Source organism: uncultured Leifsonia sp. (assembly GCF_945957465.1).
Lineage (GTDB): Bacteria > Actinomycetota > Actinomycetes > Actinomycetales > Microbacteriaceae > Leifsonia.
The window spans coordinates 1-24505 of sequence record NZ_CAMFLC010000048.1 but is presented as its reverse complement, the minus strand read 5'-3'; the positions used below and the strand labels follow the sequence as shown (position 1 = coordinate 24505).

Genomic DNA, 24505 nt, shown 5'->3' with positions numbered 1-24505 from the left:
ACTTCCAGGCCGACGTGCCGAGCGATGAGCAGCTGATCGCCGAGGGCATCGAGGGGCAGGTTCCGTATCGTGGCCCGCTCTCGGCCGTCTCTTACCAGCTGGTCGGCGGCCTCCGCCAGTCGATGTTCTACGTCGGTGCGCGCACCATCCCCGAGCTGAAGGAGCGCGGCCGGTTCGTCCGCATCACCGCGGCCGGGCTGAAGGAGTCGCACCCGCACGACATCCAGATGGTCGTGGAGGCGCCGAACTACCGCCGCTGAGCGCCCGTTCGCTGAAAACGGAGGAGATCCCACTCCCGGAGGGCCGGATCTCCTCCGAGCACGCCAAGCTCAAGGCGCTGGTGCTGCGCTTCAAGGAGAAGGCCAAGTACAACAGCGATCTCGCTTCCGCCTACCAGGCGGCTCAGACCCGCCTGGCGAAGTTCGAGGAGGCCGGTCCGCCGCAGGAGCGTCCGCGCGAGCAGAACGTGCGGATGCGCCTCACCGGGTCGCGCACCGGCCGGCGCGTCATCGAGTGCGACGGTCTGGAGCTGACCGGACTGATGCGCCCGTTCGACCTGGAGGTGTGGTTCGGGGAGCGCATCGCCGTGCTCGGTTCGAACGGCTCCGGCAAGTCGCATTTCCTGCGCCTCCTGGCAGCGGGCGGCACCGATCCGGACCCGTCCGCCGGCCACCTGGCGTCCGCGGAGGTCGCGGGCGAGGCGGTACCGCACACGGGCGTGGCGAAGCTGGGCGCCCGGGTGGCTCCCGGCCTGTTCGCGCAGGCGCACGAGCATCCCGAGCTGGTGGGGAGGACGCTGCTCGACATCCTGCACCGCGGCGACGACCGTCGTGCGGGCATGCCCCGGGAGGCCGCGAGCCGGGTGCTCGACCGCTACGGGCTCGCCGCGTCGGCAGAGCAGACTTTCGAATCGCTCTCCGGCGGCCAGCAGGCGCGCCTGCAGATCCTGCTGCTGGAGCTATCGGGGGCGACCCTGCTGCTGCTCGACGAGCCCACCGACAACCTCGACCTGGTGTCCGCGGAGGCGCTGGAGGAGGGCCTAGCCGCCTACGAGGGAACGGTGGTGGCCGTCACCCACGACCGCTGGTTCGCGCGCGGCTTCGACCGTTACCTCGTCTTCGGCGCCGACGGCGCCGTTTATGAGGCCGACGAGCCGGTGTGGGACGAGACCCGGGTGGTGCGGGTGCGATGAGCGAGAGAAAGATTTGGATGTGGAACGAGTGGGGACATCCGTGGCCCTTGTGGGATGATGCCGGACCGCTGGATCCCGAATCTGTCGGGCTCACCCGTCAGCTCGGACTTCACCTCCGAGAATGGCATTCGCGATGGGAGTTCCTTGCGACGCGGGACATTGACTGGCGGTGGGGGAACCCCGAGGCTCAGCCCGCGTGGGAGCAGGAAGGGGACCGGCTGTTCAGCCGACTGGAAGCGGAACTGGGAGCACGCGCAAAAGCGATCCGAGCCTTCCGATTTCCAGACGACGAGCACGCGCTGCAGCAACGGGGGCGTCGTAGCCCATGACGGTCTACGACGCCCCCCGTTCAGCAGGAAGATTTCGAAGTCGGATAGGCCGTGATCAGTCGATCGCTGTTGGTTGCCCAGGATGCCAGCACTCTGATTGTCATCAGAACAAGCTGAGGGCGGTCACCGTCGACCAGATAGAGATCGGTGATACCGCATTTCGTTGCATTGACCGCATTAGTGCCCACCTTCTCGGGCCACGTGATCGCGGACGCAGCGGCCCCGGACATGAGATCATCCCACGACTGGACTCCTTGCGCCTCGGGCCTCCACCCCTTCGAGCGGGCCTGGTCCAACTTGGCCTGCCAGTCGGCTTTGTGACCGTCCTCGATGTGTCGATAACCTCATCCGCCGCCGCCAGGCTCACCGCATTTCAGTCGAACATCGTGGCCCTTGCCATCCCAGTAGTGGGTGTAGAGGTTGAAGACCTCATCGCGCACATTGAAGGTGTAGCAGCTAATCCATTGGCTGAGATTGATGAGACGAGCGTTCGGATTGCTCCCCTCGGTCGGACGTGCGAGGTCGATATCGTGCTCGCGGAATTGTCCCTCGAGATCGATGAGATGGCCGTCGACCATGGCGTACATGCCGACATTGCCCTTCGTTGGCGTGTCAGCTGATGCCGGCGCGGCTACAACCATGGAAGCGCATAGGGCTGTCGCCAGGGTGGTAATGAGGGCTCTCGTTTGGATTCGCATTCTCTGCCTACTTCTCGATCGAACGCCCGCGGAAGCGGGTCGGGAACTCCAGAGTAGAGATGTAGAATCTGAATGTTAGTATTTATGAAAGACTCGCGATGCGCTCGACGGCCTCCGTCAGCACCTCGGGCGAGCAGGCGATGTTGACCCGCGCGAAGCCGGTGCCCTGGCGGCCGAAGTCGAGCCCGCGGACGAGAGCCACGCGCGCCTCGTCCAGGATGCGGGCCGCCGGGTCTTCGCCCCAGCCGAGGCCGCGGAAGTCGACCCAGGCCAGGTAGCTCGCGTGCGGCACACGGTAGCGGGCTTCCGGCAGGTGCTCGGCGAGCAGCCTCCCGAGCAGCTCGCGGTTCGCCTCGATGGACTCGAGGATGCCGGCGAGCCAGGGGCGCCCCTCGTCGAACGCCGCCTCGGTCGCGATGCGGCCGAGCAGGCTGGTGCGCACCTCCACCTCGACGGGCAGGGCGTGGAGGCGTGCGGCTCGCTCCTCCGACGCGGTGACGATGAGGGCGCACTTGACGCCGGCGAGGTTCCACGCCTTGCTGGCGGAGTGGGCGGCGACGCCGACCGCGCGGGCCTCCTCCGACACCGAGAGGAAGGGTGTGAACGACGCGTCGGAGTGCGTCAGCGGCGCGTGGATCTCGTCGCTCACGACCGCTGCGCCGTAGCGGGCGGCCAGCGCCGCGACCGCGCGGAGGTGCTCCGGCGGGTGCACCAGACCGAGGGGGTTGTGCGGGTGGCACAGCAGCAGCGCCCGCGCTCCGCCCGCGAAGGCGCGCTCGAGGCCGTCGAGATCGAGCGACCACCCGGCGCCGTCGTCGAGCAGCGGCACCTCCTCGACCACGCCTCCCGCTTCGGGGATGAGCTCGAAGAACGGCGGATACACCGGCGGGGTGATGACGACGCGGTCGCCCGGCTCGATCAGCATCCGCAGCGATTCGACGATGACGACGCTGACGTCGGTGGTGGTGATCGTGCGCCCGGGGTCGACCTCCCAGCCCCAGGTGTCGAGGGCGAACCGGGCGAACGCCTGCTTGGCGCGGTCGTCCTCTCCGATGTACCCCGTGTCGCTGCGGTCGATCGCGGCGTGCAGGGCGGCGGCGATCGGCGGGGCCAGCGGGTAGTCCGTCTCGGCCACGAACAGCGGCAGCACATCGTCGGGATAGACACTCCACTTCTCGCTCGTGCGCTGGCGCAGACGGGCGAGGGGCTCTGCTTCGACGGTCACTCTGCCTACTCTGCCAGTGCCGCGCCATAGACTGAACCTGTGAGTATGGAGATTGAGATCGGGCGGGCCAAGCGCGCACGCCGCGTGTACGCCTTCGACGACGTCGCGGTGGTGCCCAGCCGTCGCACCCGCGATCCCGAGGACGTCTCGGTCTCCTGGACGATCGACGCGTACCAGTTCGATGTCCCGTTCCTCGCCGCTCCGATGGACTCGGTGGTCTCGCCGACCACGGCGATCATGATGGGCCAGCTGGGCGGCCTCGGCGTGCTCGACCTCGAGGGCGTCTGGACGCGCTACGAAGACCCGGAGCCCCTGCTCGCCGAGATCCGCGAGCTGCCGGCCGAGAAGGCCACGCGCCGCATGCAGGAGATCTACGCCGAGCCGATCAAACCCGAGCTGGTCACCCGCCGGCTCGCCGAGATCCGGGAGGGCGGGGTCACCGTCGCCGGCGCTCTCTCGCCCCAGCGCACCCAGGAGCTGTACGAGACGGTCGTCGAGGCCGGTGTCGACCTGTTCGTCATCCGCGGAACGACCGTCTCGGCCGAGCACGTCTCCAAGAGCGTCGAGCCCCTCAACCTGAAGAAGTTCATCTACGAGCTCGACGTCCCGGTCATCGTCGGAGGGGCAGCCACCTACACCGCCGCCCTGCACCTGATGCGCACCGGCGCGGCCGGCGTGCTGGTCGGCTTCGGCGGTGGCGCGGCCTCCACGACGCGGTCCACGCTCGGCATCCACGCCCCGATGGCCACCGCGGTGGCCGACGTCGCCGGCGCACGCCGCGACTACATGGACGAGTCGGGCGGGCGCTACGTGCACGTCATCGCCGACGGCGGCCTCGGCAGTTCCGGCGACATCGTCAAGGCGATCGCCTGCGGCGCCGACGCGGTCATGCTGGGCACGACCCTCGCCCGCGCGACCGACGCCCCCGGCGGCGGCTGGCACTGGGGGGCCGAGGCGCACCACGCACAGTTGCCCCGCGGCAACCGTGTCGCGGTCGGCCAGGTCGCCCCGCTCGAGGAAATCCTGTACGGCCCCGCTCCCGTGGCCGAGGGGACTGCGAATCTCGTGGGAGCCTTGCGCCGCAGCATGGCGACGACGGGATACTCGGATTTGAAGGAGTTCCAGCGCGTCGAAGTCGTGGTCGCGCCGTACCAATCGCATTAGGTCCCGGCCGAAGGCGGCCGGGGGAGGAGGAAACGATGGCGACGACATCCCCGTCCGGCTCCACTGCGCGGTCTTCTGAGGCTGCGCAGTCTTCGACGGTTGCGTATCCCTCACGACTCGGCCCAGTCGAGCGTGCCGCGGCGATCCAGGCTCTCAAAGACACCGAGCTCGACATCCTCGTCGTCGGCGCCGGAATCGTCGGCACCGGCGCGGCTGTCGACGCGGTCACCCGCGGCTTGAGTGTCGGGCTCGTGGAGGCCCGCGACTTCGCGGCGGGGACCTCCAGCCGATCGTCCAAACTCGTCCACGGCGGCATCCGCTACCTGGAGCAGCTCGACTTCGGGCTGGTGCGGGAGGCGCTCATCGAGCGCGGCCTGCTGCTGCAGCGGATCGCACCGCACCTGGTGAAGCCGGTGCGCTTCCTCTATCCGCTGCACAAGCGGGTGTTCGAGCGGTTCTACATCGGCGCCGGCATGATGCTGTACGACATCTTCTCCTACACCGGGGGCCGGCCGCCCGGAGTCCCGCACCACCGCCATCTCAGCAGGCGGCAGGTCCTCAAGGCGATCCCGAGCATGGCGCCGGACGCACTCGTCGGGGGGATCACCTACTACGACGCACAGGTCGACGACGCCCGCTACACGGCCACCCTGGCTCGCACGGCGGCGCACTACGGGGCGCACGTCGCGACGCGCGTCCGCGTAGAGGGTTTCCTCAAGGTCGGCGAGCGGGTCGTGGGCGTGCAGGCGCACGACCAGGAATCCGGCGAGCGCTTCGAGATCCGCGCCAAGCAGGTCGTCAACGCGACCGGCGTCTGGACGGACGACACCCAGGCGATGGTGGGCGAGCGCGGGCAGTTCAAAGTGCGCGCGTCGAAGGGCATCCACCTGGTCGTTCCGCGCGACCGCTTCCAGTCGAAGATGGGGCTGATCCTGCGCACCGAGAAGAGCGTGCTCTTCGTCATCCCGTGGGGCCGGCACTGGCTCATCGGCACCACCGACACCGACTGGCATCTCGACAAGGCGCACCCGGCCGCCACCGCCGCCGACATCGACTACCTTCTCGCGCACGTCAACCAGGTGCTGAACGTGCCCCTCACGCGCGAGGACGTGGAGGGAGTCTACGCGGGGCTGCGGCCGCTGCTCGCGGGCGAGTCGGAGGAGACGTCCAAGCTGTCGCGCGAGCACCTCGTCGCCCATTCCGTTCCCGGGCTCGTCGTCATCGCGGGCGGCAAGTGGACCACCTACCGGGTCATGGCGAAGGACGCGATCGACGCGGCCGTCGACGCCCTCGACGGCAAGATCCCGGCCAGCACCACGATGGAGATCCCGCTGGTCGGTGCCGAAGGCTACCAGGCCGCCTGGAACCGTCGCGGCCGGATCGCGAGCGAGTCCGGCCTGCACCCGGCGCGCATCGAGCACCTGCTGAACCGCTACGGCACGCTGACGGAGGACCTCCTCGCGCTGGTACGCGACGACCCGTCGCTGGCCAAACCGCTGCCCGGCGCCGACGACTACATCGGTGCCGAAGTGGTGTACGCCGCGAGCCACGAGGGTGCCCTCCACCTGGAGGACGTGCTCGCCCGCCGCACCCGGATCTCGATCGAGGCGTGGGACCGCGGTGTCTCCGCCGCACCGGTCGCCGCCGGGCTGATGGCCGGGGTGCTCGGCTGGGACTCCGCGCGCGAGGAGCGCGAGGTGCAGACGTACCTCAAGCGGGTCGCGGCGGAGCGCGAGAGCCAGCTGCAGCCCGACGACGCCTCGGCCGACCGCGTGCGGTTGGAGGCCCCCGACATCGTCGACGTGGACGCGGCGGCGGCGAAGTCCGCGGAGGTCACACGCACGGCAGCGCCGAAGGGCGGGCCCGCCCGCGCGAAGGCCGCGTCAAAGGCGGCGCAGGAGCCGCTTCCGGAAGGAGCGGAGCCACCCGCGGACGAGTGACCGGACCGGGCCGCAGCACCTCCGGCCCGAGCCCGGCGACCAGTGGTCCGACGCCCGGGCGAAAGGAGCCCGAAACCTCCCTCCGATAGACTGGTACCCGGTGCCCGCGACGGATGGAGACGGATAAATGGTTGACGTTCGACGGGTCAAACTGCCCGGAGTCGGGGTGTTGCACACCTTCGTCACCGACGACGGCGGCAAGGTCGGCGTCATCGCGCATCGCTCCGGGCACAGCGACCTGGTCACGTTCTCAGACCACGAAGACGGGGCGGACGTAACCAAGGTCTCGCTCCGGCTCAACGAGGACGAGGCGCATACGCTCGCCGAACTGCTGGGCGGCACCCAGATCACCGAGTCGCTGACCGCGCTCGATCAGATCCCGGGCCTGAGCATCGACTGGTTCTCCGTCGACTACGAGGACTACATCGCCGGCCAGCAACTCGGCGCTCCGGGCGACCGCGGCTTCGTCGGCCTGGCCGTCGTCGCCGTCGTGCGCGGCGACTCGGCCAATCCGGCTCCCGCCCCCGACTTCAAGGTCTTCCCCGGCGACACGCTGGTGGTCGCCGGCACCCCCGAGAAGGTCGCCAAGGCCTTCGCCTTCTTCCGCACGGGCGAGACCGCCGTGCGCGCCACTGCCGACGCGCCGCCGGGAGGCTGATCCATGCACCTCGGAGAAGACCTCATCATTCTCGGCATCCTCCTGCTCGTCGCATACGTGCTGGGCCGGCTCGGCAAGCTGGTGGGTCTTCCCGCGATCCCCATCTACATGCTCGTCGGCCTGCTGGCCAGCCCGCACACCGGCTGGTTCCCGCTGAGCTTCGAGAGCAACTACATCGAGCTCATCGCGATCTTCGGGCTCATCCTGCTGCTGTTCAATCTGGGCCTGGAGTTCGACCAGGACGAGTTCTTCGGCAACTTCGGCAAGCTCGTCGTCTCGGGCGGCTCCTACATCCTCATCAACATGGGCGTGGGACTCGCATTCGGCTTCTGGGTGGGCTGGGGCACCCGGGAGGCTCTCATCATCGCCGGGATGACGGCCACGTCGTCGTCCGCGATCGTCACCAAACTGCTCATCGAACTGCGCCGCCTTCCCAACACCGAGACGCCGATGATCCTGGGCGTCACCGTCGTCGAGGACATCTTCATCGCGATCTACCTGGCGATCGTGTCGGTGGTGCTGAGCGGCGAGACCGACTTCTGGCCCGTGGTCGGCAAGCTCACCGTGGCGTTCCTGTTCCTGGTGGTGATGTTCACGGTGGCGCGATTCGGCGGGAGGTACGTCTCCCGGTTGTTCCGCACCAAGGACGACGAGCTCTTCACCATCCTCTTCTTCGGTCTGGCCGTGCTGTTCGCGGGGATCGGCGAGATCCTCGGCGTCACCGACGCGATCGGCGCGTTCCTCATCGGTCTGGTGCTCGGCGCCACGAAGTACCGCAACAAGATCGAGCACATCGCCATCCCGTTGCGCGACGTGTTCGCGGCGTTCTTCTTCCTCAACTTCGGGCTCGAACTCGATCCGGCGAAGTTCCCGGCGGTGCTCGGCCCGGTGCTGATCGCTGTCGCGATGACGATCGTGCTGAACATCCTCGCCGGGCAGTTCGTCGCGTGGATCAACGGCTTCGGCCCGCAGGCCGGCATCAACACGACGGTCATCCTCCAGAACCGCGGCGAGTTCGCACTGATCTTGGCCACCCTGTCGATCAGTGCGGGCCTCGATGCCCGGATCGTGCCGTTCGCGGGACTGTACGTGCTGATCATGGCCGTCCTCGGGCCGATCCTCGCAGCGAACTCCGAGAAGATCGGTGCGATGATTCTCCGGACCGGATCGTCCAAGCGATGCGACCGGCGGAAGAAGCGCGATCCGATGCTCGACGAGGAGATCGCGCTCGTCGAGGCGGCGACCGCCGATTTCGACTCCGACACGCGCCGCGACGACAGGAGCGCGGGCGACACGCGCGACGCTGTGGACCGGATCGTCGAGCAGGCCATGCAGCAGCAGGACACGACCGTCGACCGAAAGCGGGACTGACCCATCGACACCACCCCCGGCAGCCCGAGCGCCGGCACCCCGGCGCAGGCGGGCGGAACCACGATGCTCCAGATGATGCTGCGCCCGCGCTGGATCGGAGCGCTGATCTTCGCACTGGCTCTCGCGGCGGGATTCGCGGCCCTCGGCCAGTGGCAGCTGGAGCGCGCCATCGAGTCGGGCACGGCGGTGGAGGCTCCGACGGAGACGGTGCTGCCGCTCTCGCAGGTGGCGAAGCCGGGCGGCCCGCTCACCAGCAAGGCGGTCGGCCAGTTGGTCTCATTCACCGGCACCCCGGTCCCCGGTGACGACCAGCTGCTGTACGACCGGCTCAACTACGGCAAGGCCGGGTGGTGGGTCGTCTCGCACGTGAACGTGGACGCCGGTGGAGGCCGCACGGTCGCGCTCGCCGTCGCCCGAGGCTGGGCGCCGAGCGAGGCGGCGGCACAGAAGGCGATGGCGACGCTCGCGGCCCAGCCCGAGGCGCCGCAGCGCATGGTGGGGCGCCTCCTCCCGGACGAGCAGCCCCAGGTCCCCGCCGACAAGAAGAACCCGACAGCGATGACCTCACTCGGCGTCGGCCAGCTCTACAACCTCTGGACCGGTGTCGACGGCATGGACGTCTACAACGCCTACGCCGTCGAGCAGACGCCGCCGGCCGGCCTGGTGAAGATCGACTCGCCGCCGCCGATCCAGCAGACGGAGCTCAACTGGCTCAACATCTTCTACGCGGCCGAGTGGATCATCTTCGCCGGCTTCGCGATCTTCCTCTGGTACCGGCTGGTGCGCGACGCCAAGCAGCGGGAGGACGAGGAACGCGAGCTCGCGGCCGCAGAAGCGGTCGGTGGTGCGACGGGGACCCCCGTGGACGACACATCGGGCGGCGCCCGGGCCCGCGCCGGGAAAGTAGAATGACTCCATGCCCCTCGCTCCCAAGCTCGAAGACTTCCCGAAGATCCGCGGGGCGCTGAAGTTCTACCAGGTGTTCGCCTACGTCACCGGCATCATGCTCCTGCTGCTCTGCGTGGAGATGGTCGTGAAGTACGGGCTCGGTTACCAGCTCTTCGCGTTCAGCAACTACGGCGCCCTCACCCTCGTTCCCGTGAAGACCGCGGTCGCGCCGACCGGCGTCGACCTGAGCACGGGCATCCTGATCGCGCACGGCTGGCTGTACGTCGTGTACCTCTTCTCCGACTTCCGCCTGTGGAGTCTGATGCGCTGGCCTTTCACGAAGTTCGTGCTGATCGCCCTCGGCGGTGTCGTGCCGTTCCTCTCGTTCTTCGTGGAGGCCAGGATCACCAAGCAGGTCAAGACCTATCTGGCCGGCCGCGAGGCCGAGGCAGCGACATTCGTGGAGGCCACAAATTAGCACCGACGCAGCGTTCTCGGACATCCTCGGAGGGGCCGATTCGGCCGCGCCGTCCGGTCCCGTCCTCGTAGTCGATTTCGGCGCACAGTACGCGCAGCTGATCGCGCGCCGCGTGCGCGAGGCGAACGTGTACTCCGAGATCGTGCCGCACACCGTCACCGCGTCGGAGGTGGCGGCCAAGCGCCCCGCCGGAATCGTGCTGTCGGGAGGCCCGTCCAGCGTGTACGAAGAGGGTGCGCCCCAGCTCGACGAGGCGATCCTCGAGCTCGGCGTCCCGGTGCTCGGCATCTGCTACGGCTTCCAGGTCATGGCCACCGCGCTCGGCGGCGAGGTCGCGAAGACCGGGCGACGCGAGTACGGCTCCACGGCCGTGCGCGTCACGGGCGCCGCGGCGGACGGTGAGGGCACGCTCCTCGACGGCCAGCCGGCACAGCAGACCGCGTGGATGAGCCACGGTGACTCGGTGTCGCGTGCCCCTGAGGGCTTCGAGGTGCTCGCCTCGACCGACGACACCCCGGTCGCCGCCTTCGCCAACGAGGATCGCAAGCTCTACGGCGTGCAGTGGCATCCCGAGGTCAAGCATTCGCAGTACGGCCAGGCGGTGCTCGAGAACTTCCTGCACCGTGCGGCCGGCATCCCGGCCGACTGGAACAGCGGCAACGTGATCGCCGACCAGGTGGCGGCCATCCGTGCCCAGGTCGGCAGCGGGCGCGTGCTCTGCGCGCTGTCGGGCGGCGTCGACTCCGCCGTCGCGGCCGCGCTCGTGCACAAGGCCGTCGGCGACCAGCTCGTCTGCGTGTTCGTCGACCACGGGCTGCTGCGCAAAGACGAAGCGCGCCAGGTGGAGGAGGACTACGTCGCCGCGACCGGTGTCCGGCTCGTGACCGTGAACGCCCAGGAGCAGTTCCTGTCCGCGCTCGCGGGCGTCTCGGATCCGGAGACCAAGCGGAAGATCATCGGCCGCGAGTTCATCCGCGTCTTCGAGAAGGCCCAGGCCGACCTGATCGCGGAGGCCGCGAACGACGGCGACCCCATCCGCTTCCTGGTGCAGGGCACCCTCTACCCCGATGTGGTGGAGTCCGGCGGCGGCACCGGGACGGCCAACATCAAGAGCCACCACAACGTCGGCGGCCTCCCCGAAGACCTGCAGTTCGAGCTCGTCGAGCCGCTGCGCACCCTGTTCAAAGACGAGGTGCGCGCGATCGGCCGCGAGCTCGGCCTCCCGGAGGTCATCGTGGGCCGCCAGCCGTTCCCCGGCCCGGGCCTCGGCATCCGCATCGTCGGCGAGGTGACGCAGGAGCGGCTCGACCTGCTCCGCGAAGCGGACGCGATCGTGCGCGCCGAGCTGACCGCCGCCGGCCTCGACAGCGAGATCTGGCAGTGCCCCGTCGTGCTTCTCGCCGATGTGCGCTCGGTCGGCGTGCAGGGTGACGGCCGCACGTACGGTCACCCGATCGTGCTGCGCCCGGTCTCCAGCGAAGACGCGATGACGGCCGACTGGACCCGCCTGCCGTACGACCTGCTGGCCACGATCTCCAACCGCATCACCAACGAGGTGGACGGCGTCAACCGCGTCGTGCTCGACGTGACGTCGAAGCCGCCGGGGACGATCGAGTGGGAGTGAGCCTCCCCGAAATGTGAGAAGGGCCGGGATGCGGATGCATCCCGGCCCTTCTGCGTTCGAGGCGGCCTAATTGCGCGAGATCGCGAGGAGACGCAGGATCTCGAGGTACAGCCAGATGACCGTGACCATGATTCCGAAAGCGCCCGACCAACCGAATACGCGCGGTGCGCGGTTCTTGACTCCGCGCTGGATGAAGTCGAAGTCGAGCACCAGCGAGTAGGCACCCATGATGACGACGAGGACGCCGATCACGACCCCGAGCGGGATTCCGAAGAGCTTGACGTCGCTGCTCAGCCCGAACGCGCTGTTCGTGACCCCGGTCCAGACCAGGATGACGTTGACGATGGAGTAGGCCAGGTAGCCGAACATCGCGATCAGGAAGATCTTGGTCGCCTTCGCCGATGCGCGGATCTTGCCCGAGGCGAACAGCGCCAGGGTCACCCCGACGACGGCGAGCGTGCCGATGACCGCCTGGATCACGATTCCGGGATAGATCGACTCGAACACGGCCGAGATGCCGCCGACGAAGATGCCCTGCACGCCGGCATAGCTCAGGATCAGCGCGGGCGACGGCCGCTTCTTGAAGATGTTGACCAGTGCCAGCACGAAGCCGACGATCGCAGCCGGGAGGACGAGTGCCGGCACCAGCCAGCCGACGACCGCGCCGGCGACGAGCAGGGCGAACGAGATCGCGCTCTTGTTGATGGTGTCTTCGATCGTCATGCGGTCGGTGTCGGCGGACGTCGCGGACGGCGCCTGGTACATCTGCTCGAGGTTCTCGGCGCTCACAGGGACGGCCGTGGCGGTCTGGCCGTTGTTCTGGAACGCCGGGTTGTTCGAGAACGCCGGGTTGTTGAGTGCCATGGGTTCCTCGCTCTGTCGGGGACCGCTTAGGGTCTCGGTTCGTCAAACCTATCGGGTTGTTTTCTGAGAGTTCTGACAGATTGCCATGAATCCAGTGCGATCGCGGCCCAGCGGGCGAGCCAGGCGGACGCGACGACCACGGTCGAGCTGACCAGGATGGTGATCCAGCCCTGCTCGTACGTGGTGACGAAATGCGGCAGCACCAGGCTCGACGCGATGGGAAGCGCCAGCACCGCGAAGACGGGGAGGGGACGCAGGCGCACCAGCAGCCACGCGGCCAGCATGATCGCGTAGCACCAGGCGAACCCGGAGCCTCCCAGCATCAGCCAGGTGAATCCCAGCACGGGCACGACGACGGCGACGCGCCGGCCGATGGTCGACGGCAGCACCGCCCATCCGGCCGGCTGCACGAGGGAGCCGACGAGCAGGAACGGCAGGCTGTACGCGGTCGTGGCGAGGATGCAGGCGGTGCCGACCACGATCATCGCCAGACCGGCGATCCACCTGGCCCGGTAGTCGCCCCAGTGCAACTCCAGGTCGCGCGCGGGCTCGTGCCAGGCGCGACGCGACGGCTGAGCCTCCGGAGTCGGTCCGGAGGCCGTCGGTGCGCGGGTGGGGAGGCCGTCGGGGTCGGGCACACCCCGATTGTGTCACTTCGGGCCGCTCGGATACGTGCAGCGGCGTCCCGCGTCCGGTCGAGGTTCTTCGGAGCGTTTCGGCCCTCCGGCTAGGATCGCCACATGCGCGCCCGCTCGACACCTGTTGTGATCGGTCACAGAGGTGCGCCCGGGTACCGTCCCGAGCACACGCGGCCGGCGTACGAACTGGCGTTCGCGCTGGGAGCCGACGCGGTCGAGCCCGACATCGTCGCCACCAAGGACGGTGTGCTCGTGGTGCGACACGAGAACGAGATCTCCGGGACCACCAACGTCGCGGACCACCCCGAGTTCGCGGCGCGTCGCACGACGAAGGAGGTCGACGGCGTTCCGCTCACCGGCTGGTTCACCGAGGACTTCACGTGGAGCGAGCTGTCCGTGCTGCGGGCGCGCGAGCGGCTCCCGCAGCTGCGTCAGGCCAGCGCGACGTTCGACGATCGCTACCCGATCCTGCGGCTGTCCGACATGCTGGAGCTCGTCGATGCCGCGTCCGACTCCGCGGGACGCGCGCTCAACGTCGTCGCCGAGCTGAAGCACGCGACGTACTTCGAGGCCGCGGGGCTCCCGCTCGACGAGCTGTTCGTCGACGCGCTGGCGGACGCCGGCTGGGCGGACCGCCCGGGTCTGGTCGTCGAGAGCTTCGAGAAGACGGTACTGGGACGGCTGCAGGTGCGCGGCTTCCGCGGGCGCCGCGTGTATCTGGTCGAGTCGGAAGGCGCGCCGGCCGATCGGGTCGCCGCCCTCGGCGCCGCGGCCCCCGGCTACGCGACGGACCTGACCCTGCGCGGCCTGTACGCCCTCGGGTCCGCCGCCTCGCCGGCGGAACGGGTCGACGGGATCAGTGTCGACATCGGGCAGATCCTGCATTCGGGCTCGGTGGCGGTCGGGCTGTTCGGGGAGGAGGACGGCGGAGTCGACATCGGCGCCGTGACCTCCGACCTCGTCGACCTCGCGCACTCGGCCGGGCTCTCGGTGTACTGCTGGACGCTGCGGCCCGAGAACGGACTGCTCCCTCGCGAGTTCCGCACCGGCGGTCGCGACGACGAGTGGGGCGACTGGAGGCGGCTGTTCGCGATCCTGCTGCACTCCGGGGTGGACGGCGTCTTCGCGGATCATCCCGACCTCGCGGTCGCCGTGCGGGACGGCCGCTGACCCCGAGGCTGCGGCGGGGCGCTCCCGACGTCGATGACGGTGGCGGCGGCTAAAATGGCTGGAGACATGACGAGCCTTCCCGACGCCCCTTCTCCCGCCTCCTCCGCACCCTCCTCCGTGCCGATCATCCTCGACGGCTGGGAGGGCGACGAGGGCTCGGGCGCGAGCTCGGCGGGTCGCGCGTCCGGCGGCGGCCGGAGCCCCTCCGACCGGTTGTTCGCCGGGCTCAACCCGCAGCAGCGCGAGGCGGCCGAGTACCGGGGCGCCGCGCTGCTCATCGTGGCCGGCGCCGGGTCGGGCAAGACCAGCGTTCTCACGCGCCGGATCGCCGGTCTCATCGAGAGCCGGGAGGCGTGGCCGAGCGAGATCCTCGCGATCACGTTCACCAACAAGGCGGCGAACGAGATGCGTGAGCGGGTCGAGCAGCTGCTCGGCGGCCGGGCGCAGGGCATGTGGATCTCGACGTTCCACTCGGCGTGCGTGCGCATCCTCCGCCGCGAGGCCGAGACGATCGGAAAGACGCAGAGCTTCACGATCTACGACTCGGGCGACACCCGCGCCCTGCTCAAGCGGATCATCAAGGAGCTCGACGCCGACACCCTCGGTTTCACCGTCGCGGGCACGGCGGGACGCATCTCCAAGCTCAAGAACGAGCTGACCGACATCGAGACCTTCGCGCGCTCGGCCAACCTGAGCGATCCGCAGGAGGTGATGTTCCTCGAGATCTTCCGCCAGTACACGCGCGCACTCCGCCGGGCCAACGCGTTCGACTTCGACGACCTCATCGCCGAGACCGTCTTCCTGTTCCGTGCCTTCCCGAAGGTCGCCGCGCTGTACCAGACGCGCTTCCGCCATATCCTCGTCGACGAGTACCAGGACACCAACCACGCCCAGTACGCGCTCATCCGAGAGCTGACGATGCCCGTCTCTCCCGACATCGCCGAGGAGCTGGAGCAGCACGGCCGCAATGTCGCCAAGCTGCGCGATGTCGTCGGCGCCGTCCCGGGCGCCTCCCTGACCGTCGTCGGAGACTCCGACCAGTCCATCTACGCCTTCCGCGGCGCCGACATCCGCAACATCGTGGAGTTCGAACGCGACTTTCCCGGGGCCAAGGTCGTGCTGCTGGAGCAGAACTACCGCTCGACGCAGAACATCCTGAGCGCCGCCAACGCGGTGATCGCCAACAACTTCGACCGCAAAGACAAGAAGCTGTGGACGGCGGTCGGCGACGGCGACAAGATCGTCGGCTACACGGGATACTCCGGCCACGACGAAGCGCAGTTCGTCGCGGACGAGATCGAGAAGCTCCACGCTGCGGGCATGGACTACAAAGACATGGCGGTCTTCTACCGCACCAACGCGCAGACCCGTGCGCTGGAGGAGATCTTCATCCGCTCCGCCCTGCCGTACAAGGTCATGGGCGGCACCAAGTTCTACGAGCGCGCCGAGATCAAGGACGCGATGGCGTACCTGATCACCGTCGCCAACCCCGACGACACGCTCGCCCTGCGCCGCATCCTGAACACCCCGAAGCGCGGCATCGGTCCGGCCACCGAGACCCAGCTGGCCGGCTATGCCGAGGACAACGGGTTCACATTCCGCGACGCGATGCGCGATGCCGGCTCCCTCGGCCTCGGGCCGAAGGTCACGGGTGCCATCCTGCAGCTGTCCACGATGCTCGATGAGGCGGCGGCCAAGATCGATCCCGCCAACCCGGCAGGAATCGCGTCGGTCGCCGATGTGCTCACGTTCCTGCTCGAGGGCAGCGGGTACCTCGAGGTGCTCCGCAACAGTCGTGACCCGCAAGACGAGGCACGCGCCGAGAATGTCGAGGAACTCGTCGCGGTGACCCGCGAGTTCGCGCGGAACAACCCCGACGGCACCCTCGTGGACTTCCTCACGGAGGTCTCGCTGGTGGCCGCGGCCGATGAGATCGACGACTCGAGCGGGTCCGTCTTGCTGATGACGCTCCACACGGCCAAGGGCCTGGAGTACGACGCCGTGTTCCTCACCGGGATCGAGGAGGACCTGCTCCCGCACCGGATGTCCGCGAACGAGCCGGGCGGTCCCGCCGAGGAGCGTCGGCTGTTCTACGTCGGCATCACCCGGGCCAAGAAGCGGCTCTTCCTGTCTCTGGCGATGACTCGCGCGCAGTTCGGCGAGACCGCGGTCGCCATGCCGAGCCGGTACCTCCAGGAGATCCCCGCCGACCTGATCGACTGGAAGCAGTCGCCCGGTGCCGCGAACGGGCGAGGCGGCTCGCAGTCGCGTGCGCTCAACGCGCGTCGCCCCGGTCTCGGCGGCGGCACGGCGGGTCGCTGGAACGAGAGCTTCCCGGTGGGCGGCAGTGCGCCGGCCGAGCGTCCGAAGGCCGAATGGCCGAACCGGGTGACAGGCAAGGTCCGTGACAACGGCGACCTTGAGTTGGCGCCGGGCGACCGTATCCGGCACGCGGACTTCGGCGAGGGCCGGGTCATGAACGTGACGGGCGAGGGCGCCAAGCGCGTCGCGCACGTGCAGTTCGAGAAGGTGGGGGCGAAGAAGCTCCTCATCAAGATCGCCCCGATCGACAAGCTGTGAGGCAGCGCCTCGCCTCGATGAGCGTCGAGGTCGGATTCCGGGCGGCTGCGGCGGTCGCGGTGCCCCTGCTGGTCCTACTCGCCCTCGGCCGCCTGGAGCTCGCGGCGTACGCGACCTTCGGCGCGTTCACCGCGCTGTACGGACGCAACGAGCCGTACCGCTTGCGGCTGCGCAGCGTCTCGATCGCGGCGGTCGCGATGCTGGCGAGCATCTCCCTCGGCGTGATCGTCGCCGTCGTGGGAGAACCGCTGTGGCTGGTGACGGTGCTCCTCGTGCTCATCGTCACCGCCGGCACGCTGCTCGCGACCGCGTTCCAGCTCCTGCCGACGCAGCCGCTGTTCTTCGTCTTCGCCCTGCTCGTCTGCGCGGCTGTGCCTACGACCGCCCAGGACGCGCTTCCTCGGATCGGTCTCGCAGCGACGGTGGCGGCGTTCTCGTGGGTCCTGACTCTGTCGGGCTGGGTGGTGCGCCGGTGGGCGGGGGATCGCGCCGCCAGGACGGGAGCGGTGCTGCTCAAGAAGCTCCATCGGCGCCCGGGCGTCGACACCACGGTCTTCCGCGACGGGCGGGTCTGGTTGACCGCCGCCCAGAACGCCATCGGTGTGCTGATCGCGGGAGGAGCGGCCCTCGCGCTCGGGCTGGGGCACGCCTACTGGGCGGTCGTCAGTGTCGTCGCGGTCATCCCTCCGGCGCGAGCGGCCCATTCGATCTCACGGTCGCTGCACCGCATCCTGGGCACGATCGGCGGGGTCGTCGTGGCCGCTGCCGTGCTGTTCTGGTCGCCGCCGGCGATCGTCGTGATCGTCGTGATCGTCGTCTGCCAGTTCTTCGCCGAGATGCTGGTGGGCCGGCACTACGGTTACGCACTGCTATTCATCACCCCGATGGCGCTCGCCGTATCGCACCTCGCCGCGCCGGCTCCGATCGGGACCCTGGTGGTCGACCGGGTGATCGAGACGGTGCTGGGCGCCGGTGTCGGAATCGCACTCGTCCTCCTGGCGCGCGCGATCGAGCGATGGCGGGGGCCGGCTGTCAGAGGCAGGAGAGCGTGAGGGACTCGCTCAGCTGAGATCCGCCAGGCACGCCGACGCGCTCGCCCGGCCGCGCGTGCGCGCGGTCGGGCGAGGCGTTTGGGGCGAACCGAACCGTTCTCAGAACGGAATGCTGGTCGGGGTCGGGGTCGGGGTCGGGGTCGGGGTCGGGGTCGGGGTCGGCGTGGGCGTCGACGCGACGGACGACACGTATGCCACGGGGATCGACGTTCCCACTCGCATCACGGGACCGGCCGTAATGCGGAACGTTCCATCGGCGACGGCCCGGTTTCCTGCGGTGCCGTCCGAGGTCAGCTCGTAGCTCTCGTCGACCCAGCCGTCGGCACGCGCCAGCCAGCCGGCCTGGCTGAAGGTGAGGGTCTTCCGATCCGAGGACAGGGTGGCCGCGTCCTTGCTCGTTCCGGAGGCGCCGGCGCTGTTCTTCCAGAAGCGGTCTCCCGAGGCGAATCGTGTTCCTGTCGGGGCGGCGATGGCGTAGGCGATGCCGCTCCCGGCGGTGGGCGGGATCACGCGCACCGTGAACCGGCCCGTCTGCTGTGCGGCCAGGGTGGGCTGCATCACCTGGACAAGGGCAGCCGACGCCGACACAGCAGCGGTGAAGCCCACGGGGATGCTCTCGCCGGTCGGCAGGGCGTTGCCCGAGGTGATCCGGAAGGTTCCGTCGTTCACTGGACCGGACGCGAGTGCACTCACGACCTCGAGCGGATAGGACTCCTCCACCCACTGCCCGGACTGTGCCGAGTATCCGGCCTGGCTGAATCGAAGTGTGCGTCGATCGACTGACAGCTGGGCCGCGTTCCTTATCGTCTCGGAATGGCCGGCCTTGTTCGTCCAGGTGCGATCGCCGGAAACGAAGCGGGTTCCCGTCGGCGCGGTGATCTCGTAGCCCAAGCCGGTCGAGGCGGTCGAGAAGTTCAGCCGCACCGTCAGCGCCCCGGTGGCGCCCTGCGCCAACTCCGGCACTGCGCGCTGCTCGAGCGGAGCACTTCCGTCGCCCACTCCCCAAGACGTGAAGAAGTCGGTCAGATCGGTGCGGGCGACCTCCGCGGTGGTGCTCTTGAACGTCTGCTGCATGCGCGTGACGATCTGGGCTGCGGCGGCGCGCTCGCGGTAGAGACGGTTGAGCTTCGGGAAGAAGTCGTCGCCGAAGCGGGCGTGCAGGGCGTCGAACATGCCGAGCTTGAGGTAGTACTCGCTCGCGATGGCCGTGCCGTCGTAGTCGCGCTGGCTGTCGGGCTTCGCGAGATACGCCTGGATCGCACGCTGGTGGTGGGCCGCGGAGAGCTCGTTCGCGTAGCCCAATGCTTTCTGAACCGCGAGCGACGAGATGTTGACCGTTACTTCGCCGAGACCGTCCCAGGTGTACTGCGGCGTCTGGTAGGTGTGCCCGATCTCGTGCCAGAGCCCCCATTGCTGGCCGGAGGCGCCCACGAGCAGGTCGCGCCCGGCTCCGGTGTCGTTCTGGAAGGTGATCCGTTCGTAGGTCGCGGACGCGTAGGAGCCGGGGCTTCCGGTATCGGGGTTGGCGATGTGGATGAGGGCAGGTGACTTGCGGTGCACTCCGGTGGCGCTGACGTCCAGGCCGTAGGTCGCGTCCGTGACCTCGACTGCTGTGTCCCAGCGTGCGATGTTGGTCGATGTGACGTGCGAGACATTCGCAGTGACGGTGCCGCGTTGGAACGCCGCGACCACACGCTTGCCCGCCACGATCGCGAACGGTGCTGCCGAGTAGGTCGACAGCTGCGCGCGGAAGTCGGCCTCGCTCGTGACGCCTCCGATGAACGTGGGAACGGGCGCCCCGCCGGAGACGGTCGCGCGCACCGACGTGCCCGTGGCGCGGGACAGCCAGATCAGGCCATCGCGGTCGGAGGTGAGAGTGGTCGTCGCCTGGGTGAGCTTCGTGCGTGCGAGCTGAACGTCTGTGCCGCCGTTCACAGCGGCGTACACCCCGTACTGGCCGACGGCGACCTCGACGCCCGAGGTGCCGGCGGGGAGCGTGACGGTGAACTTCTCGTTCGTGCGCACGTACCGGCTCGTGGGTTCGAGCGTGCTCTGCTGCATCGCGCGATTCTTGCGGATCCGGTCGGCCTCCCGGTCGCCGCGCGGATTCACCGTGAGCTCCGACGACGTCTGCGTCACCCGGACGTCGATCGTCGGCATGGTCGTGGCGGCAGCCGCGGGCTGCAGCGGGATCAGGGTTGCGGAGAGGGTAGTGAGCGCGAGAAGCGCGAACGCGTGTCTGCGCCGGCGCTTGCGAGTGGCAGGTGTGTTCGGGTCCATGTTTCCTTTCGGGTCGGAATCGTTCCGACACGAAAACATGTTACGCGTAAAATGTGATCATTTGGATATCCGCGGCTGTAGCCCAGCCGTCTGTAGCCCAGCCTCCTGCAGCCGCCGGAGGTAGACGTCGCGCGGCCGATGCCGGATGGCGGCCGGCAGGTGCGGGTACGCCGCGGCGGCCCAGCGCATCCTGAGATCGAAGCGCTGCTCGATCCGGTCGTCCCACGGCAATCCGAACTGCGTCCGGACGCTTGCCGGCAGCAGTCCGGTCGTGACCAGACGGCTCGCCGGAAGCGCGCCCCGCAGCCACACGGGCACCCCGCGCGGGCGGAGGATCTGTTCGGCGAGCGCGCGCGTAGACTCGTTCACCGCGAGCTGAGGGAGCATCCCGTCCCAGTACCGGCCGAATGCCGCGGTGTCGGCAGGCCAGGCCTCGGGACGCAACTGGAGGTTCAGCCCCAGATGCCGGAAGTCGTCGTAGACCTGCTCGCGCGATTCCGTGGCGAGAGGCCCGTAGACGCGCTCGTTCAGGTCGACCATGGTCGCGTACAGCGTGGCGGACACCCAGAGCTGCAGCTGCGGATCGAACGCGTTGTAGGCAGGGAGGTCGCCGCTGCGGACGGCATGCACCGGCCGGTGTGCCCGGTCGACCTGTCGACGAACCGCGTCGAAGGCTTCCGGCGGCGCGAACACCGCTGCGTAGACGAAGGTCATCGTGGCGTGGAACCGATCCACGATCCGGGCCGCGAAGTCGCTGTGCTCGGCCACCCCGCGCCCGACCGCCGGGTGGGCGATCTGCAGCAGCAACGCCCGGCCGGCGCCGGCGAGGCTGAGCGCCTCGCCGGCGATCGACCGGAGATCGGCGTGCCGATCGGGCTGGATGGCCATGCGCCCATGATCCACCCATCCGGTGCAGGCTGCTGCTGTCATCAACGTCGGAGGCCTCGCGCCGCCCGGTGCGCGCCACGGCGCGCGGCGCGAGCGATCAGCACCGACAGGACGCCGAGGCCGACGAGCGTGGCCGCGAGCGCGACCGGAGCGGTCTCGACGCGGTCTCCGGTCGCGGCGAGCTGTGCCGCGGCCGGTTCGGCGGGTGCCGCGACCGTGGTGATCTCCGAGGCGATGCCGAATGCCGACTGCCAGGGGCGGATTCGTTCGCCGCCTGCGTCCGGTGACACCGTCGTCGGATCGATGCGCTCCGTCCAGACGTAGTGACCGGAAGCGGGGAGTGTGCACTCGGGAGTGTCGTACACGCCGGTGCCGTTCACGGAGGTCTCGACGACGCACACCACCGGTGAGTCCTCCGGGACGGTGTCGGACTCGGCGATCGGCTCGTCGAACGGGCCGTGGAGCGTGCTCTCCACGATCGCCTCGATCGGTGCGAAACCGTCATCCGTCGTACGCACGCCCCACGACGGCAGCAGACCGTCTCCGGTCTCGACGCTCACGGTCAGCCGGTCATGCACCACCGCGCCCGGCGCAGCGTTCGCGGTGCTCGTCACCGTCGCGACGAGAGGCTGGAACGGAAGCGGCGACGGACCGGTCCTGGTGGCCAGCGCGCTCGTCTCCGCGGTGGCGGGCACGGCGATGAGCACGGCCTGGGCGTCGTCGTGCGGCACGGCGACCAGCAGGCGGTCGCCGTAGGGGAGGGCGGAGAGCTCCGCTCGAGCACTCACCGTCACGCTGGCGTCGGTGCCCGAAGGGATGACCTCGACATCCGTCCCGGTCCGGACCTCGGCCGTCGTGCCTCCGTCGGGGAATGACGCGCCGTCGAGCGTCACCCGAGCCGAGTGGCTCCCTGGTGCGGCGGTCTCCTCGGCACCGGTCGAGCGCACGATCGTGAGTTCGACGCGCACGCGTCCCGGCCCGGTCTCGGCCAGCTCCACGACGGCATCCGCCCGTACTCCGCTCGAGCCGAGCCGTGCTGCTTCGTCGACCATTTCGTATGCGCGGGCGAGGACACGGGACGCGTCGGCTCCGGCGCGCGAGGCGACCTCTTCGGGAGTGTGCCCGTTCAGCCCCGCGACGAGCCAGGTGGCGATTTGGCCGGCTGCGGCCGTGAGCTGATCGCCGGTGCCCGCCCAGTTGCGCGAGATGTAGGCGAGCGAGGCCGCCTGCTGGGGCGTGTACCAGCCGAGCGCTGCGGCGTCGGTGTAGTCGAGGCCGTGTCCCGTCGGGCTCGGCTTTCCGGCGTTGAGACAGAATCCCTGCGCCCCGTCGTCCATGCGGTAGGTGCCCAGCCACCAGCCGTCCCGGGACATGTATCCCGGCCCGTGCCCGTCGCCGGTGAGCGCCCGCGCGTCGGGCGCCACCACGAGAGCGTGCAGGATTCCGAGGAAGACGGCGAGGCCGGCGAGGGCGAAGGCGGTCACGAACGTCGATATGCGATGTGTCATGCCCTCAACGGTCGCGGTCCCGCAACCGCGCAGGGCTGCCCGCGACCGGATCGGTGGAGTAGCCGTTTTCGGCATTGCCTGTGGAGGAGAAACCGATTCGGGCTGTTCAGTCGAACGCGCTAAAGTTCTCACTGGCGAATTTATCTCGGCGTCGAGCTATTCTCCCGCCGGACCGCCCAGGAGATATCAGCCGGAGCGCCACGAGCGCGCCGGGCATCAGCGGATTGGATAACCGTGGATCTATTCGAGTACCAGGCCAGAGACCTGTTTGAGAAGTACGGCGTCCCGGTCCTTCCGGGCATCGTCGCCGACACTCCGGAAGAGGTCCGTGCGGCCGCGGAGAAGCTGGGCGGTGTCACCGTCGTCAAGGCGCAGGTCAAGACCGGAGGCCGCGGCAAGGCGGGCGGCGTCAAGGTCGCCAAGACTCCGGACGACGCGGAAGAGGCCGCGAAGGCCATTCTGGGCCTGGATATCAAGGGCCACGTGGTCCGACGGGTCATGGTCGCCGGCGGTGCCCGCATCGCCCGCGAGTTCTACTTCTCCGTGCTGCTCGACCGGGCGAACCGCTCCTACCTGTCGCTGACGAGCGTCGAGGGCGGCATGGAGATCGAGCAGTTGGCGGTCGAGAAGCCGGAGGCGCTCGCCCGCGTCGAGGTCGATCCGCGCGCAGGCATCGACACCGCCAAGGCGACCGAGATCGCCAAGACCGCCGGCTTCCCCGACGAACTGGTCGCGAAGGTCGCCGATGTGTTCGTCAAGCTGTATGAGGTCTACACGGGCGAGGACGCGACCCTGGTCGAGGTCAACCCGCTGGTGCTGACCGAGGAGGGCGACATCATCGCCCTCGACGGCAAGGTCTCGCTCGACGAGAACGCCGACTTCCGCCACCCCGACCACGAGGCGCTCGAGGACAAGGACGCAGCCGACCCGCTGGAGGCCAAGGCCAAGGCGGCGAACCTCAACTACGTGAAGCTCGACGGCCAGGTGGGCATCATCGGCAACGGTGCGGGGCTGGTCATGTCCACGCTCGACGTCGTCTCCTACGCGGGCGAGAAGCACGGCGGCGTCAAGCCGGCCAACTTCCTCGACATCGGCGGCGGCGCGTCCGCCGAGGTCATGGCCGCCGGTCTCGACGTCATCCTGAACGACCCCCAGGTCCGCAGCGTCTTCGTCAACGTCTTCGGCGGCATCACGGCGTGCGACGCCGTCGCGAACGGCATCGTCAAGGCACTCGAGATCCTCGGCGACGAGGCCAACAAGCCGCTCGTCGTCCGTCTCGACGGCAACAAGGTCGACGAGGGGCGCCGCATCCTCACCGAGGCGAACCACCCGCTGGTGACCCTCGCACTCACCATGGACGAAGGCGCCGACAAGGCCGCCGAGCTGGCCGCGAAGTAAGCAAGGACGAATCAGAGAATGTCTATCTTCCTCAACAAGGACTCCAAGGTCATCGTCCAGGGCATCACCGGCGGCGAGGGCACCAAGCACACCGCGCTGATGCTGAAGGCCGGCACCCAGGTCGTCGGCGGCGTCAACGCCCGCAAGGCCGGCACCACCGTGACGCACGGCGACATCGAGCTGCCGGTGTTCGGCACCGTGGTCGAGGCGATCGAGAAGACCGGCGCCGACGTGTCGATCGTCTTCGTTCCGCCGGCGTTCGCGAAGGACGCCATGGTCGAGGCCATCGACGCCGAGATCCCGCTGCTGGTCGTCATCACCGAGGGCATCCCGGTGCAAGACTCCGCAGAGGCCTGGGCTTATGCCAAGGCGAAGGGGAACAAGACCCGGATCATCGGCCCGAACTGCCCCGGCATCATCACCCCCGGTGAGTCGCTCGTCGGCATCACCCCAGCCACGATCACCGGCAAGGGCCCCATCGGCCTGGTCTCCAAGTCAGGCACGCTGACCTACCAGATGATGTACGAGCTGCGTGACCTCGGCTTCTCGACCGCCATCGG

At 68.9% G+C, this 24505-nt stretch carries 20 protein-coding genes and 1 pseudogene; 14 read left to right on the top strand and 7 right to left on the bottom strand.

Annotated features, from left to right (window positions below):
• Positions 1-260, top strand: a 260-nt coding sequence (locus Q0Q23_RS16625) for an IMP dehydrogenase (protein WP_295126638.1), incomplete at its 5' end; no start/stop codon positions are given.
• Positions 261-316: 56 nt separating this feature from the next.
• Positions 317-1192: pseudogene (locus Q0Q23_RS16620) on the top strand (ATP-binding cassette domain-containing protein); the annotation flags it as partial.
• Between the two features lie 673 nt (positions 1193-1865).
• Here the strand turns inward: Q0Q23_RS16620 and Q0Q23_RS16615 are convergent.
• Entirely contained in the window at positions 1866-2162 is a 297-nt protein-coding gene (locus Q0Q23_RS16615) for a hypothetical protein (protein ID WP_295126635.1), read from the bottom strand.
• A gap of 139 nt (positions 2163-2301) precedes the next feature.
• Complete coding sequence (locus Q0Q23_RS16610) at positions 2302-3444, bottom strand: MalY/PatB family protein (protein WP_295126632.1); 1143 nt, start codon at positions 3442-3444, stop codon at positions 2302-2304.
• Positions 3445-3489: 45 nt separating this feature from the next.
• Here Q0Q23_RS16610 and Q0Q23_RS16605 point away from each other — a divergent pair, with 45 nt between their 5' ends.
• From Q0Q23_RS16605 to guaA, 7 genes are all read left to right on the top strand, one after another.
• Entirely contained in the window at positions 3490-4608 is a 1119-nt protein-coding gene (locus Q0Q23_RS16605; RefSeq protein ID WP_295126644.1) for a GuaB3 family IMP dehydrogenase-related protein, read from the top strand.
• 35 nt (positions 4609-4643) lie between these two features.
• Positions 4644-6548, top strand: coding sequence for a glycerol-3-phosphate dehydrogenase/oxidase (locus tag Q0Q23_RS16600; protein WP_295126630.1), 1905 nt, complete (start codon positions 4644-4646; stop codon positions 6546-6548).
• A 127-nt stretch (positions 6549-6675) separates the two neighbouring features.
• Complete coding sequence (locus tag Q0Q23_RS16595) at positions 6676-7206, top strand: cation:proton antiporter regulatory subunit (RefSeq protein ID WP_295126627.1); 531 nt, start codon at positions 6676-6678, stop codon at positions 7204-7206.
• A gap of 3 nt (positions 7207-7209) precedes the next feature.
• A complete protein-coding gene (locus Q0Q23_RS16590; RefSeq protein ID WP_295126625.1) occupies positions 7210-8577 on the top strand; it encodes a cation:proton antiporter in 1368 nt (455 codons plus the stop codon).
• A gap of 72 nt (positions 8578-8649) precedes the next feature.
• Positions 8650-9489: an SURF1 family cytochrome oxidase biogenesis protein gene (locus Q0Q23_RS16585; protein ID WP_295126622.1), complete on the top strand. Its 840-nt coding sequence runs from the start codon at positions 8650-8652 to the stop codon at positions 9487-9489.
• Between the two features lie 4 nt (positions 9490-9493).
• Positions 9494-9943 carry a DUF3817 domain-containing protein gene (locus Q0Q23_RS16580; protein ID WP_208041318.1) on the top strand — a complete coding sequence of 150 codons (450 nt, stop codon included), beginning with the start codon at positions 9494-9496 and terminating at the stop codon, positions 9941-9943.
• A gap of 22 nt (positions 9944-9965) precedes the next feature.
• The gene (guaA, locus tag Q0Q23_RS16575; RefSeq protein ID WP_295126641.1) at positions 9966-11567 is read left to right on the top strand and encodes a glutamine-hydrolyzing GMP synthase; all 1602 of its coding nucleotides are present in this window, start codon (positions 9966-9968) and stop codon (positions 11565-11567) included.
• 66 nt (positions 11568-11633) lie between these two features.
• Here guaA and Q0Q23_RS16570 read toward each other — a convergent pair whose 3' ends face one another.
• Positions 11634-12431 (bottom strand): Bax inhibitor-1/YccA family protein, encoded by a 798-nt coding sequence (locus Q0Q23_RS16570; RefSeq protein WP_295126616.1) that lies wholly within the window; start codon positions 12429-12431, stop codon positions 11634-11636.
• A 26-nt stretch (positions 12432-12457) separates the two neighbouring features.
• Positions 12458-13069 (bottom strand): hypothetical protein, encoded by a 612-nt coding sequence (locus tag Q0Q23_RS16565; RefSeq protein ID WP_295126613.1) that lies wholly within the window; start codon positions 13067-13069, stop codon positions 12458-12460.
• Between the two features lie 102 nt (positions 13070-13171).
• Between Q0Q23_RS16565 and Q0Q23_RS16560 the strand changes: the two genes are divergently transcribed.
• From Q0Q23_RS16560 to Q0Q23_RS16550, 3 genes are all read left to right on the top strand, one after another.
• Positions 13172-14239, top strand: coding sequence for a glycerophosphodiester phosphodiesterase family protein (locus Q0Q23_RS16560; protein ID WP_295126610.1), 1068 nt, complete (start codon positions 13172-13174; stop codon positions 14237-14239).
• A gap of 66 nt (positions 14240-14305) precedes the next feature.
• Complete coding sequence (locus Q0Q23_RS16555) at positions 14306-16819, top strand: ATP-dependent helicase (protein WP_295126607.1); 2514 nt, start codon at positions 14306-14308, stop codon at positions 16817-16819.
• Between the two features lie 17 nt (positions 16820-16836).
• Complete coding sequence (locus tag Q0Q23_RS16550; RefSeq protein ID WP_295126604.1) at positions 16837-17871, top strand: FUSC family protein; 1035 nt, start codon at positions 16837-16839, stop codon at positions 17869-17871.
• 99 nt (positions 17872-17970) lie between these two features.
• On the opposite strand, the gene Q0Q23_RS16545 is transcribed toward Q0Q23_RS16550, so the two are convergent.
• Genes Q0Q23_RS16545 through Q0Q23_RS16535 form a run of 3 tightly spaced genes read right to left on the bottom strand, consistent with a single transcriptional unit; the run spans position 17971 to position 22547 of the window.
• Entirely contained in the window at positions 17971-20151 is a 2181-nt protein-coding gene (locus tag Q0Q23_RS16545; protein WP_295126601.1) for a M60 family metallopeptidase, read from the bottom strand.
• Positions 20152-20208: 57 nt separating this feature from the next.
• The gene (locus Q0Q23_RS16540) at positions 20209-21039 is read right to left on the bottom strand and encodes an oxygenase MpaB family protein (protein WP_295126597.1); all 831 of its coding nucleotides are present in this window, start codon (positions 21037-21039) and stop codon (positions 20209-20211) included.
• A gap of 41 nt (positions 21040-21080) precedes the next feature.
• Positions 21081-22547, bottom strand: coding sequence for a hypothetical protein (locus Q0Q23_RS16535; RefSeq protein WP_295126594.1), 1467 nt, complete (start codon positions 22545-22547; stop codon positions 21081-21083).
• Positions 22548-22781: 234 nt separating this feature from the next.
• Here Q0Q23_RS16535 and sucC point away from each other — a divergent pair, with 234 nt between their 5' ends.
• A complete protein-coding gene (gene sucC, locus Q0Q23_RS16530) occupies positions 22782-23945 on the top strand; it encodes an ADP-forming succinate--CoA ligase subunit beta (protein ID WP_295126591.1) in 1164 nt (387 codons plus the stop codon).
• A gap of 18 nt (positions 23946-23963) precedes the next feature.
• On the top strand, positions 23964-24505 hold a 542-nt coding region (locus Q0Q23_RS16525; RefSeq protein WP_295126587.1), incomplete at its 3' end, for a CoA-binding protein.

What these genes read in the sequence shown, in the direction of transcription:
- Q0Q23_RS16615 (WP_295126635.1), bottom strand. Translation starts at nt 2,162, where the DNA reads ATGGTTGTAGCCGCGCCGGCATCAGCTGACACGCCAACGAAGGGCAAT.
- Q0Q23_RS16605 (WP_295126644.1), top strand. Translation starts at nt 3,490, where the DNA reads ATGGAGATTGAGATCGGGCGGGCCAAGCGCGCACGCCGCGTGTACGCC.
- Q0Q23_RS16600 (WP_295126630.1), top strand. Translation starts at nt 4,644, where the DNA reads ATGGCGACGACATCCCCGTCCGGCTCCACTGCGCGGTCTTCTGAGGCT.
- Q0Q23_RS16595 (WP_295126627.1), top strand. Translation starts at nt 6,676, where the DNA reads ATGGTTGACGTTCGACGGGTCAAACTGCCCGGAGTCGGGGTGTTGCAC.
- Q0Q23_RS16590 (WP_295126625.1), top strand. Translation starts at nt 7,210, where the DNA reads ATGCACCTCGGAGAAGACCTCATCATTCTCGGCATCCTCCTGCTCGTC.
- Q0Q23_RS16585 (WP_295126622.1), top strand. Translation starts at nt 8,650, where the DNA reads ATGATGCTGCGCCCGCGCTGGATCGGAGCGCTGATCTTCGCACTGGCT.
- Q0Q23_RS16580 (WP_208041318.1), top strand. Translation starts at nt 9,494, where the DNA reads ATGCCCCTCGCTCCCAAGCTCGAAGACTTCCCGAAGATCCGCGGGGCG.
- Q0Q23_RS16570 (WP_295126616.1), bottom strand. Translation starts at nt 12,431, where the DNA reads ATGGCACTCAACAACCCGGCGTTCTCGAACAACCCGGCGTTCCAGAAC.
- Q0Q23_RS16560 (WP_295126610.1), top strand. Translation starts at nt 13,172, where the DNA reads ATGCGCGCCCGCTCGACACCTGTTGTGATCGGTCACAGAGGTGCGCCC.
- Q0Q23_RS16555 (WP_295126607.1), top strand. Translation starts at nt 14,306, where the DNA reads ATGACGAGCCTTCCCGACGCCCCTTCTCCCGCCTCCTCCGCACCCTCC.
- Q0Q23_RS16550 (WP_295126604.1), top strand. Translation starts at nt 16,837, where the DNA reads ATGAGCGTCGAGGTCGGATTCCGGGCGGCTGCGGCGGTCGCGGTGCCC.
- Q0Q23_RS16545 (WP_295126601.1), bottom strand. Translation starts at nt 20,151, where the DNA reads ATGGACCCGAACACACCTGCCACTCGCAAGCGCCGGCGCAGACACGCG.
- Q0Q23_RS16540 (WP_295126597.1), bottom strand. Translation starts at nt 21,039, where the DNA reads ATGGCCATCCAGCCCGATCGGCACGCCGATCTCCGGTCGATCGCCGGC.
- Q0Q23_RS16535 (WP_295126594.1), bottom strand. Translation starts at nt 22,547, where the DNA reads ATGACACATCGCATATCGACGTTCGTGACCGCCTTCGCCCTCGCCGGC.